The sequence below is a fragment of the Liquorilactobacillus mali genome, from assembly GCF_001437155.1.
In the GTDB taxonomy this organism is placed as follows: Bacteria; Bacillota; Bacilli; order Lactobacillales; family Lactobacillaceae; genus Liquorilactobacillus; species Liquorilactobacillus mali_A.
In genome coordinates this window covers 64,106-76,595 of record NZ_JQAR01000009.1, presented here as the reverse complement: position 1 = coordinate 76,595, position 12,490 = coordinate 64,106, and the positions used below count along the sequence as shown (strand labels likewise).

12 protein-coding genes and 1 pseudogene are annotated in these 12,490 nt (G+C 36.8%); 4 read left to right on the top strand and 9 right to left on the bottom strand.

What is annotated here, in order from left to right:
* Window positions 1–44 precede the first annotated feature (44 nt).
* From IV36_RS05820 to IV36_RS05795, 6 genes are all read right to left on the bottom strand, one after another.
* The gene (locus IV36_RS05820) at window positions 45–764 is read right to left on the bottom strand and encodes a metallophosphoesterase family protein (protein WP_056991236.1); all 720 of its coding nucleotides are present in this window, start codon (window positions 762–764) and stop codon (window positions 45–47) included.
* Between the two features lie 101 nt (window positions 765–865).
* On the bottom strand, window positions 866–1,456 hold the full coding sequence (gene lepB, locus IV36_RS05815) for a signal peptidase I (RefSeq protein ID WP_003689767.1): 591 nt from the start codon (window positions 1,454–1,456) through the stop codon (window positions 866–868).
* Window positions 1,457–1,501: 45 nt separating this feature from the next.
* Complete coding sequence (locus IV36_RS05810; RefSeq protein ID WP_003689768.1) at window positions 1,502–1,924, bottom strand: hypothetical protein; 423 nt, start codon at window positions 1,922–1,924, stop codon at window positions 1,502–1,504.
* A gap of 115 nt (window positions 1,925–2,039) precedes the next feature.
* Window positions 2,040–2,873, bottom strand: a complete 834-nt coding sequence (locus IV36_RS05805; protein WP_056991235.1) for a TIM barrel protein — start codon at window positions 2,871–2,873, stop codon at window positions 2,040–2,042.
* 101 nt (window positions 2,874–2,974) lie between these two features.
* Window positions 2,975–3,838, bottom strand: coding sequence for a DegV family protein (locus IV36_RS05800; RefSeq protein WP_056991234.1), 864 nt, complete (start codon window positions 3,836–3,838; stop codon window positions 2,975–2,977).
* Between the two features lie 94 nt (window positions 3,839–3,932).
* Window positions 3,933–4,352 carry a MarR family winged helix-turn-helix transcriptional regulator gene (locus IV36_RS05795; protein ID WP_056991233.1) on the bottom strand — a complete coding sequence of 140 codons (420 nt, stop codon included), beginning with the start codon at window positions 4,350–4,352 and terminating at the stop codon, window positions 3,933–3,935.
* Between the two features lie 196 nt (window positions 4,353–4,548).
* Here IV36_RS05795 and IV36_RS05790 point away from each other — a divergent pair, with 196 nt between their 5' ends.
* On the top strand, window positions 4,549–6,249 hold the full coding sequence (locus IV36_RS05790) for an Rqc2 family fibronectin-binding protein (RefSeq protein WP_056991232.1): 1,701 nt from the start codon (window positions 4,549–4,551) through the stop codon (window positions 6,247–6,249).
* A 108-nt stretch (window positions 6,250–6,357) separates the two neighbouring features.
* Here IV36_RS05790 and lpdD read toward each other — a convergent pair whose 3' ends face one another.
* Complete coding sequence (gene lpdD / locus IV36_RS05785) at window positions 6,358–6,777, bottom strand: prenylated flavin chaperone LpdD (protein WP_056991231.1); 420 nt, start codon at window positions 6,775–6,777, stop codon at window positions 6,358–6,360.
* A 67-nt stretch (window positions 6,778–6,844) separates the two neighbouring features.
* On the opposite strand from lpdD, the gene IV36_RS05780 reads away from it, so the two are divergent.
* Window positions 6,845–7,765, top strand: a complete 921-nt coding sequence (locus IV36_RS05780) for a LysR family transcriptional regulator (RefSeq protein WP_056991230.1) — start codon at window positions 6,845–6,847, stop codon at window positions 7,763–7,765.
* Window positions 7,766–7,949: 184 nt separating this feature from the next.
* Here IV36_RS05780 and IV36_RS05775 read toward each other — a convergent pair whose 3' ends face one another.
* Both IV36_RS05775 and IV36_RS05770 read right to left on the bottom strand, forming a co-directional pair.
* Window positions 7,950–8,513 carry a UbiX family flavin prenyltransferase gene (locus IV36_RS05775; RefSeq protein ID WP_056991229.1) on the bottom strand — a complete coding sequence of 188 codons (564 nt, stop codon included), beginning with the start codon at window positions 8,511–8,513 and terminating at the stop codon, window positions 7,950–7,952.
* 23 nt (window positions 8,514–8,536) lie between these two features.
* Window positions 8,537–10,011 (bottom strand): annotated as a pseudogene (locus IV36_RS05770) (UbiD family decarboxylase).
* Between the two features lie 321 nt (window positions 10,012–10,332).
* On the opposite strand from IV36_RS05770, the gene IV36_RS05765 reads away from it, so the two are divergent.
* Entirely contained in the window at window positions 10,333–11,718 is a 1,386-nt protein-coding gene (locus IV36_RS05765; RefSeq protein WP_056991228.1) for an MFS transporter, read from the top strand.
* A complete protein-coding gene (locus IV36_RS05760) occupies window positions 11,702–12,433 on the top strand; it encodes an SDR family oxidoreductase (RefSeq protein WP_056991227.1) in 732 nt (243 codons plus the stop codon). Before IV36_RS05765 ends, IV36_RS05760 begins: the two co-directional genes overlap by 17 nt.
* Window positions 12,434–12,490: the final 57 nt, after the last annotated feature.

Sequence of the window (12,490 nt, the reverse complement as noted above, 5' to 3'; positions counted from 1 at the left end):
TTCTATACAATTCAGAAATCTTTTATGCATTTACACAAGATATTTTACGCTCTCTTATTATCTCTTGCTATTGCTAGTTCTTGATCTATATCATATGAGACACGCCTAAATTCTAGATTTACAAGTCCATTCTCATCTATCTCTAAAATAGCATACTGTGCTCTTCTATCTTTTAGAAACTTCCCACGCCTTGAAAATGGTTGTCCGATTGTTCCTGGATTGACTATTAATTGACCTGTATCGCTGTAACGCAATAACTGTGAGTGAATATGTCCATAGACTGCAATATCAATGTCTTCTGATGCAAATAACTTATTAAAATTTTCTTGTTTAGCAATTGTCATGAGTGACGTCCCATAATTTTTTGTAGGTAAATTATGGGAAATGCTGATTAAGAGATTCTCAATTTTATTTTGACTACAAGATTTAAAAGATTTGATTTTTTCAATGTCATTATGATCAATGTTTTCATAGAGATACTTGCTTAAGATTCCAACATACACATCAGATGCATCGTTTATATCAATATAAACATCTGGATTAAGGACTTCAAGCAAACAATCGTCCCAATTACCACGAATATAAACTGTAGTATTACTTGCCTCAAGCATCTCAAATAACTTTTTACCACCTGGACCTGGCATAATTAAATCACCTAGGAACCAACATTCATCAATATTATTTTTTCTTACATCTGCTAAGACAGACTCTAATGCTGTTTGATTTCCATGAACATCTGAAAGAAGAGCTATTTTGTGTGTCATTATATTTTATCTTCCTTTATAAATATATAAATAACGTTGTTTCAAATACACAAAACCAGCCACGTCAATCTAATACCATGGCTGTTTTTTTAAATTTATCATTAATTACTTGAATATGAGTTTACTAGTGATTTTTTTGAATTCCAGAAAGGAACTTTTATGACACCATCGACTTTACTTTTAGGAACAAAACCATAGTAACGGCTATCATTAGAATCCTTGCGATTATCACCCAAAACAAAGTACTTTCCCTTAGGAACTGTGAAGGAATTACCTGTCCCAAGTTCAACACCCTTTGCTTCTTTTAAAACCAGAGTCAATGTTCCAGTCGTTCTTTGTGCTTTAGAGATATAGCCCTGTGACATTTTTTTGCCATTAATGTAGAGTTGACCATTGCTCCTATATTCAACTTTGTCTCCTGGCATACCAATTACACGTTTAACATATTTAGTTGATTTTGTTACGGCCTGGTTATTTTTATCGACTCCATATGCATTGAAAACAATGACAGTATTGTGTTTAATCTTAGCTTGCTTAAGCATCATTACCCGTTCATCATTTTGTAATGTTGGATACATAGATGTTCCGTCAACCTTGACAATGCCGAACCAAAATTGTTTAACAATCAATGCAATTAACAAACCGACAATGATTGGCAATATCCAACTAAATATTTCTTTGAAAATCTTCAAATTTTTAATCTCCTTAAGGTTATTCTTTTAAGATCACCCATTAACTTATTTAATAACACGATTTTGTGGCAGTAAACGCCTGCTATTATTCAAAGTACTTTTTTTTAAAGACCAGATATAGTAGATAAAAATGCCACAAAAAAACAGCTCATAAATACTAAACCAGATATTTCTCACATAAAGAAATGGCATCGACATTGCAACACAATTCAGGAAGAGCTTGAAAATAAAGTTACCTCGCATAAAGTAAACCATGTTGCTTATAACTGCTAGTACCCCAAATATTACCAACAGTATTGTCAAAATAATTATAATTGAAAAAATATTAGTGCTATTAGCTATTTTTTCCGCATTCGCAGAAGAATATCCCCTATGAAGATAGAACTTAACCAGTAGTCTAAAGTAAGTATCATTTAGAACGTACAAAAGACCTAGTCCCCCAACAGTTATATTCAAAAATTTATTCAAACACTCATCTCCCTCAAACGAATAAATTAACTTCCAATTAGTATATTGCTTACCATCTAAAATTATATACGTTGAGTAGGTAAATGAAAGAGAAGTATTCTTTTTTAAACCAATTTTAAGCTCTTTTATTCAGTTTGGCATAAATATCAGTTAAATATCGATAACTAGCAATTTGTTCTGTTGCTATATTTTCATCAGCCAATTTTATTTCGAAGATACTCGAGGCTTTTTCATTCAATAGCGGTAAAACATTTTCCCAATTGATCTTCCCTTCACCCAGTGGCAAGCTATCATGAGTTAATCCCATTGAATCAACCAGGTGATAATGCACTACATTAGGTTTAAGTCTCTTTAAACTAGCACACAATTTGGCGTTATCTGCATTAACTTTTATAAAACAGTGGCTAAGATCAAAGGCTAAACGATAATTTTTATTTAAAATGAAGTTATCTTCGTCTTCAAACCCATAATAAAATAATCGCGATAGCGAATTTTCAAACATAATGTGAGATTGTCCAAGGGCTGCAAATTTATCAAGTTTTTGGTAGACAACATCTCTCGCTTCCGAAAATGACGGATATAAAGCAATCATCTTTTCAGTATGTCTAGAATATGAGCCATGCAGAAGCGTCTGAAGTCCATAATCAAAGGATAGCTGCAACAACTGATTAGTACTAAAATCTATAAAATAGTTTAGTTCTTTAAACTGACTTTCAGGTGCAACTAATTCTGTATATTCACCTCGGTACCTCATTGGGTGGTGTAAAATTATATCTTTAACACCATGTTCTTTTACCTGTAATATTGCCTCTGTGAGTCTTTTTATACCTTCCGTTGTAAAATTATTTTCATCAGTATAAAATTCAAAAACATTTGGCTTATAACTTAACCGATTTCTGAGTTGTTCACGTTGCGAACTAGCTTTAAGACCTAAATCAATTTTTTTCATAAAACAACACCTCTTCGATTAGAAAACATTTCAGAAAAAAAAGCTGATAAACTATAGAGTTTCAGCCAATTTCTCAATTATAAATTATAATAGCAGTTCTATTATTTATCTATATCTCTCATCCAGGCCAGCGCAATCGCCTTTTCTCCAAGGTGAGTACCTACCACGGGTCCGAAGTAGCTTAAATCAATTTGACAATCTGGATATTTTTGAGAAAGTTCTTCTTTCCATGATTCTGCAGCACTCAAATCATTTGCATGAATAACAATCAATCTAAGGGGATAATCAACCCTCTTCTTCTCATCCTCAAAAATTTTTTCAGCTCGCTTGAGTGCCTTCTTCATTGAACGAACTTTGTCAAAAGCAACAATCTTATGAGAATCATTGTCAAAAGTCAAAAGCGGTTTTATCTTCAACACACTCCCTATAAATGCTGTGGCATTCGACAATCGTCCTCCACGAACCAAGTTTTGCAAATCATCAACAATAAAGCATTCGTTCATTGTTTTTCTTAATGCCTCTAATTCAGTAAATATTTCCTCGACACTGGCACCAGCTTTTGCCATTCTGGCTGCCTTTAAGGCAAGATTACCCATAAGCATTACGGTAATTTGCGAATCAAAAGGATAGACCTTTATCCCCTTGACCTCACTTGCTACATTCTTTAACGTTTGATAAAAACCAGAAATTGTTGAGGCCAAATGTATACTGATAACAGCGTCATATCCTTGTTTTCCTAAGTTCTCATAAAATGTAATCAATTCACCGATAGCGGGTTGAGAGGTACTGGGAAACGTTTTAGATTTCTTAAGTTTTTCATAGAACTCCTCTGTAGAAATATCTACCCCTTCCTTGTACACTTCATTATCAATAATGACCGGAATTGGAATTACATGAATATTATTATCCGCAATTTGTTTATCTGTTAAATATGCGGTACTGTCTGTCACAACAGCGATTTTCATAGATGTACACCTACTTCTTTGCTTTTTGTTATACCATGGTATCATAACACATTAAAAAAAACGCGACTACTAAATAACCACACGTGAAAAGTCGCTACACTCGCTCCATACTTTTGCTCAACCTATTAAGCAGAATCTGTAACAGATTTTGTTCCTCTTCAGACCAATGTGAAAAAAGTTGTTCGCTATACTGTGCAATATCTTTCTTCATAGCCGCTATGGCATCCAACCCACTAAATGTACTGGTATATGCAAAAAAACGTCGCCCCTGCTCATTTTCTTGTGACTCCTTGACTACAAACTCTTTTGAGAGTAATTTAGCCAATTGTCTGCTCAATGTAGAAACATTAAGTTGTGTTAATTTAGCCAACTTTTCTTGGGTTGAGGCTCCCTCGACAATTTTCAAAAGTAATTGCCACTCTGCAATCGTTAATCCATTTTTTTGTGATAAAGCAACAAGCTTCTCTCTATACTGACGTTGAAGATCAATCAGGCTATCTAAACAGCTTTTCAAAAGAATCCCTCCAAGTAAAAGTTTAATATGCATTATGCAAATCACATTAATCATTATGAATTACTTGCATAATAATAGCAAGTACAACACATTGATTACATATCTTATTTAAATAAAAAAACTATTTTTGCTCTTTATGCAGTTAAACGGTACAATTAGATACAGTAAAAATCAGTTACGAAAGCGAGTTGTCAGCATGCCATTTGATGGACTATTTACCCATGCGATGATTGCCGAATTAAGAAGTAAAATTATAGGCGGACGTGTAACAAAAATATCGCAGCCTTTCCCTAATGAAATTATCTTGACAATTAGGTCCCAGCGACAAAACCATCCGCTTTTATTATCGGCACATCCTAATTATGCCCGTATTCAAATTACACAAATTCCTTACAATAATCCTCCAGTTCCAACTAACTTTACAATGACACTTAGAAAATATCTTGAGAATGCAAAGATTACTGAAATTAGTCAACTTGATAATGATCGTGTTGCTTATTTCAGTTTCACTACACGTAACGAGTTAGGTGATGAACTGCCATTATTATTAAGTATTGAGATTATGGGTCGTTACAGTAATGTACTTTTGATTAATCAGGCCGAGAACAAAATACTGGATACAATTAAGCATATTGGACCCAGCCAGAATCGTTTCAGAACCTTACTTCCAGGTGCAACATATATTCAACCACCGAAACAGGATTTGTTAAACCCTTTTACAGATAAGTCTAAGAAATATTTAGAACTCGTACAGCAATTCCCTAACCGCGAGATCCTAGCTAAGCAATTACAAAAAAATTATCAGGGAATCGCAACCGAACATGCTCTATATCTAGCAGACCGATTGCACGATGTTGGTGATGATTTATCCACTAACTGGGATCAAGCCTTGAAACAGGCTGATTGCCCTACTCCCAATATCGTTGAGGAAAATAAAGCCTTTTTCACTTTCTTTAAATATGATGACTCAAAAGTAGAAAATGCTGAATCATTGAGTGTTTTACTAGATAAGTTCTATCAAAAGAAAGCTACTAGTGATCGCGTACAGCAGCAAGGATCACAATTATTTCATGTTATTAAAGTCAACTTGCAGAAAAATCGTAAGAAATTAAAAAAACTGCAGCAGACAATGGACTCTACACAAAAAGCAGATATCTTGCGCGTTAAGGGTGAACTGTTAACCACTTATCTTTTTCAAGTAAAGCGTGGAATGACCGAAATAGAATTACCCAATTACTATGATAGCGAAAAACCAGTCAAGATAGCTCTTTCAAATCAACTATCCCCTTCTCAGAATGCGCAGAAATATTTTAAGAAGTATCAAAAATTAAAAAATGCAGTTGAATATGTAACAAATCAAATAAAAATAACTAAGGCAGAAATAAATTACCTTGAAGAAATTGAAACACAGCTTGAGTTGGCGGATCCCCAAGATTTGCCTGATATTAAAGTAGAGTTGCAACAAGAAGGCTATTTACGAGCACAAAAACAAAATAAAAGCGGCAAAGTCAGGAAAAACAAGCTTGGCCAACCTGATACATTTTATTCTAGTGAAGGGATAAAAATATCGGTTGGTAAAAATAATCTGCAAAATGACCGTTTGACATTAAAAATGGCGCAGAAAAAGGATATCTGGCTTCATGCAAAGAACATACATGGTTCACATGTAATCATTCACAATAGTCAGCCAGGTGAACAAACACTCCTCGAAGCAGCTGAACTAGCAGCCTACTATTCGAAAGCGCGCTCTTCTGGGAATGTACCTGTCGATTACGTTGAGGTAAAAAATATCCGCAAACCCAACGGCGCAAAACCAGGTTTTGTAATCTATGAAGGTCAACAAACTCTCTATGTTACCCCAGATGAAGACGAAATTAAAAAAATGAAAAAAATATGATTGATCAAATCTTTCATAATTCGTAAATAGGGATACAGCTGTAAATTAGCATATTTTAAAGTATCTGTACTATATCTGTACTATTGCATTGCATACCTATTTGCATATTTATTGTGGATGTTGCGCTCCTTGATAATACTGCGGTTGTGCTGTCGGTAATGGCTGATGCTGCAGCCAATCTTTTATTTGTTGAACCAATTTTACTGCCATTGGAACTGCGACCGCAATCTGATGTTTGCTAATTTGATTGACATGAACTCCAGCACTAACAACACAGTTACCTGGCAGAATCTCTTTAAGTCCTGATGCGATCCTCTCTGAAATATAATGATCCTGATGAAGGCGGCCGTCGTGACTTGGAAAACGAATTGTTTGTAATTGCATGTTTGAGGCTATAGTAGTGATAGTACCTATATGATCAAAGTCACCTCCAGTAACTACAATCATTAAATCGCGATTGATTAATGTTACTTTTGCAGTAATCGTGTATCCGGCTGAGGTCTCACTTGTTGTAAAATGTGATTGCATACCATGCATCCTTTCTTATTTTTAAACAATTGACTAAATACTAACTGAATTGGAGGTAATTATTGTCATGAACATTAGTGATTTGCAGTCATTTATAGCCGTATACCATTTGCGAAGCATTTCTAGTGCTGCTTTAGAGCTTAATATGACGCAGGCGGCGCTTTCCAAAAGAATGAAAGCACTCCAATGTGACTTGCAAATCCAATTGATCAATACCGAAAATAGACGTCAACTAGTAATTACTGAAGCAGGTGATCTATTTTATCAATATGCTAAGGAAGCCATATTAAGGTATGATAAACTTCAGCTTGACCTAAATGACTATCGCAAGATGAATACTGGTGTTATTAAACTTGGAATTATACCCGTTTTAGCACAGTATGGGATTACTCAACTGATTGGACAGTTCAAACAAAAACATCCTAGTTTCAACTTTCACATCATTGAAAATGAAGGCGTTAATTTGCTCTCTTCTTTGACTGAAGGAAAAATCGATGCGAGCATCCTGCGTGATACTCAGTCAAATCTGTTGCAAGACTCACTGTACCACAAAATTCCGCTAGTAAATGACGAACTAGTGGTTGTAGTTCCAGCTTCTCATCCGCTGACACGAAAAGCTAAACTCAAGCCGCAAGATCTTGCCAACTTGGAATTGGTTACTCTTCTAAAGGGATCCGGTGTTTACGAACCAGTAATCACTCGTTTTAAATCTTGTGGAATTGAGCCACACGTCTTTTTTGAAAGTGCACATATTGAAACAATCATTGAAATGATCAATCATAGTCAGCGGGCAACATTTCTTTTTAAAAAATCTGCAGAACCCTTTGTCACTCCAGCTTTTGAAATGAGATCTTTTTCTCCTCCGATATACAGCCAACAGCAATTTGTCTACCCCAAGGCAACGCGCCTGACGTCAATCGGTGAATTTGCAAAACAGTTAAGACAGCTCTTCCAATATAAAATAACATCTGAACAAGAAAACATCTAAAAAATGAGCGTTATATCAACCTATTTTCCAAACTGGCTGATACGCTCTTTTCTTATACTGAAGTTTAGTTATTATTTCGACGCTTTCTAAATTGCTAGTTGATTAAACAATCTGAATACCTACCATCTTGACATCAAATCAAACTGTAGCTTTCCTTTTAGTTAGATCAAAGTATCTCCTGTTCTTAATCACCAGTCCAGCGCTTTCTAAAATTATTTTCAATCTGAAAAGCATCCAACAATTTCATCGATTGATGATCCAATAAATCCTGAATTGTGGTTGGCCTTCCATAGAATGCCGGAATTGGCGGAATAATCTGAACACCTAAACGTGCTAACTTAGTAAGATTCTCCAAATGAATCGGACTGAGTGGTGTTTCGCGGGGAACCAGCACTAATTTGCGCTGCTCTTTAAGGGTTACGTCAGCTGCACGCATAATCAAATCATCGCTGTATCCTGATGCAATTCCAGCAACTGTTTTCATACTGGCTGGAACAATAATCATTCCATCGGTTAAAAAGGAACCACTTGCAATTGCTGCACCTAAGTCTTGAGCTTTGTAGTTAAATTCAGCTAATTTTTGAATATCAGACAATTTATACTCAGTCTCAATCGCAATATTCTTTTGAGCCCACATACTCATTACTAAGTGAACTTCCACCGTCGGAATCTGCTGCAATTTTTTTAATAAGTCGATTGCATAGACACTCCCAGATGCACCTGTAACACCAACGACAAGCCGTTTCATTCCTGTTCCTCCATTTTATTACACTATTTTAGATATTTCTCCCAGTCTTTAACTTTCATGAATTGTGCACGCTCAAATTGTGCCTTCATATCAAATGGCACTGTGCCATCAACTACAAGTTTGGAGCTCATTCCACGGAAACGAATTGACTTTGGGTCATACTCTGGACGTTCAGATGGATCAAGTGGGTGATTACGCATACCGGATAAAACCATAAGGTCTTTGTCAGCCTGAAAACGAGTATTAATTGTCCAAACAACGTCATTCATATCAAAAATATCAACGTCTTCATCAACCAAGAAGACTGTCTTTAATTCCTTAAAGGCAGAGAATGCTAACAATGCTGCCTGGCGTTGAATGCCTTCGTCAGCTTCATTTTCTTTGTGAATCTGCATGATAGTCATCAATTTACCACCACCTGCTGGCGGGTTGTATACATTCAGGACTTTTCCTGGGATAGCTTTGTCTGTTAATTGCAGAATACTTGCTTCGGTTGGTATACCTGCCATGCTGACATGTTCTTCACTTGGCCCAATTACACTCTGCATGATTGGGTGATCCTACGATGAGTGACGGCCGTAACCTTAATAATCTGCAATGCGGGATTAGCATCTCCATCGTATCCTGGAAATTCCGGCATTGCTTTACCAGTATGTGTGTTAATATCTTCTTGGATCCGCTCATTTGGTACAATATAACCTTCCAACGTATATTCTGAGCGCGCGATTGCTTTTTCATCAACTGTTAGACCCCGTACAAGCTGAACTGGTTGATTACGAATCGCTCCAGCGATATCTAACTCATTGTATCCTAATGGAGTAGTAGGTGGTTCAAAAGTTGCACCAATGGTAATTGCTGGGTCAAGTCCAATATTAATCGTAATTGGCATCGGTTTGTCTGCTTTCTCATATTCTTCAGCGAAAGCTCCAATATGACGACCACCAGGCATAATATATACCCCTAGTGTGTCCTTGTCTTCGATTACCATACGATGAATCGTCACGTCGCTCATCGACTTGTCCATGCTTGAGCCTAATACGACTCCGATTGTGATGTATGGACCAGCATCGTATGGTGTATTGGTTGGCGCTGCCACCAATTTGCGTAAATCAAAATCTGAATCAGTCGCCTTATGGACTACTTCATGAACAGGTGCATCCTCTTCGCTGACAGTTACCGGTGAAATTGGATTCAACACCGCTTTATTCAAAAAGTGCCCTAACGTTTTATAGTCCTGGTGGAAGATTCTTCCAACGCGCCTGCGGCTAGCCTGAAGTCCCATCAAAACACGGGCATCAGGAAAGCCTTTTACATTATTAAACATCATTGTCGGACCTTCTTGTGTTGGCCTTTCAACTGTTCCACCAGCTCCAATGTAGCGATAAACACCAGATAATTCAGCATTTGGATCAATCAATTCATCAGTTTCATGATAATCAGTTGGATTATTCTTGATTTCAGCTAACACTTTACGTAAGTCCCATAACTCTTCACTCACATCTATCATCTCCTCTATCTTTCAGTATAAAAAGCTGAATTTGAAAATCAATTCCAGTTAAGACTGGTAATAGTCGCAAAAGTAGTATCACTTAATTCATTGTCGTTGCTTCACTCTTTTTAACAAGAGTGTTCACCATCAGTCGGTAAAACTTAGCCCTTGATCCAGTCCCCATCATCGAAGAATTTTCATTGAAAAAAAGGTTAATATCCTTTATACTTAACAGTACTGAGTACTTTGGGCTTGCGGAGCAAAAATCGCATAGCCCTTTTTTTGTTTAAAATACTGAAAAACATAAAAACGTAGGGAGATTAATCATTAATGAAGAACGTTAATAGCAAAATCAATTTATCACTTGGAGCGGTGGGAATCCTAACTTTTGTTGGTATCTTAGTCGAAACCTCCATGAATGTCACATTTCCAACCTTAATGAAAACCTTTAATGAGTCGCTTAGCACGATTCAGTGGTTAACTACTGGATACCTATTAATGGTTACTTTGGTTATGGGAGCAACTTCTTATTTGTTGAAACGTCTTAGAAGACGTCAACTTTTTATACTGAGCGCTAGTTTGGCAGTAATTGGTGAATTGTTGTGTTTCAGCGCACCCAATTTCAGTATTCTCATGATTGGTCGTTTGCTGCAGGCCAGTGGAACCGGAATTAGTACACCACTAATGTTTTCAGTGATTTTTTCCGAAATTCCGATGGCGTATTGGGGAACATATACGGGAATTGCCGCAATGCTAATTTCACTTGCACCCGCACTTGGTCCAACTTTTGGCGGAATCATGAATCATTATTTGTCATGGCGTGCAATTTTTAGCACTAGTCTATTGTTAGTTTTAATTGCCCTAATTATCGGATTAGTTACCTTAGAAAATCGTCCGCTTCATGCAAAGGTTAAATTTGATTATAGCGGTTTTCTAGCCTTGTCCTTGTTCTTAATACTGCTTGAATTCGGTGTCCAACAACTAAGTGTGCATTTAAGCGTGGCAATCATTCTTTTACTGCTTTGCCTTATTTCTATGTACTTCTTTATTAGACATGAACAGCGAAGTAAAAATGTTTTATTTAATCCTGCTCTTTTTAAAAACAAATATCTAATGTTCCGTCTCGTCAACTACTTTATACTTCAAATGATCAACATCTCACTTTCTTTCGTAATTCCCATCTTTGCTGAAAATGTATTGTTGGTCAACTCATTGATTGCTGGTTTAATTCTTCTACCTGGGTCGCTGCTAGGATCGCTTAGTGCCCCATTTGCTGGTAAATGGTATGACCGCGTTGGAGCAAGACGACCTCTACTCCTTAGTAATTTCTTGGTGGTTGGTGGAATGTTACTGTTTGCCGGCTTCGTTAGTAAGTTCTCAGTCATAATAATCGGTTTAGTCTTCATAATCACTCGTCTAGGATTCAACACAGGTTTTGGGAATACAATGTCAGATGCAAGCAAGGCCACCCCACAGTCATTAAAGGCCGACCAGAACTCATTATTCAGTATGAGTCAGCAATATGCCGGTTCAATAGGAACTGCTATCATGTCGACGATTATCAGTCTTCAAGAAAAAAGCAGTGGTAGCGTACATGTTGGAATCACAAGTGGTAGTCAATTAGGTTTTACCTTGTTAATGATTTTCGGAGTCATTGCCTTGTTATGTACAATCACTCTGAATAAAGGGGGATTAGAACATGGAATTGAAAAATAAAAGAATTTTAATCGTAGGTGGAACATCCGGTTTTGGTAAGGAAGTAGCTCTCCAATGTTTGAAACAAGGTGCGCATGTCAGTGTAATCGGCCGCAGCAAGTCACATGTAAAAGAGTTAATCACTACCAACACTCAACCATGCTCCACTTCAAGCTTAAATGGCACTGCTCTAGACGCTACTGATCAAAAGCAGTTGGCTAACTTTTTTGCAAATCATAAATCATTTGATCACATTGTTTCAACTCTCGGGAGTGCAATGGGTGGAGGTTTTTTAGACAATTCTCTAACAGAGATTCGAAAAGTAATAGAAGGCAAGTTCTTCGCCAATCTCCAACTTGCACAACTAGCTATGTCACACCTAAATGAAGACGGATCACTAACTTTCACCTCAGGAACAGGCGGTCACCCAAGTACAGCATCGGGTGCAATCGTTGGTAACCATGCTATTGACTTGTTAGTTAAAGGGTTAGCCATTGAAGTGGCATCCGAACATAAGCGCGTTAACGCAGTTGCTCCAACCTGGACAGCAACTGGATTGTGGCGCGGCCTCTCACCCGCAGAACTACAGCAACAAGAGCAATCGATTGCCACAAGCATCCCTTTGAAGCGCACGGCAAAAATCACTGAAGTTGCTTCGGCATATCTTTATTTAATAACGAATAATTTTATGACCGGTCAAATAATTAATGTCGATGGTGGTGTTAGTGCTCTATAATTGGTGCTTATAATAAGACGAAAAAGGCTTGATTTCAACGGATTTAACCGTAAATCA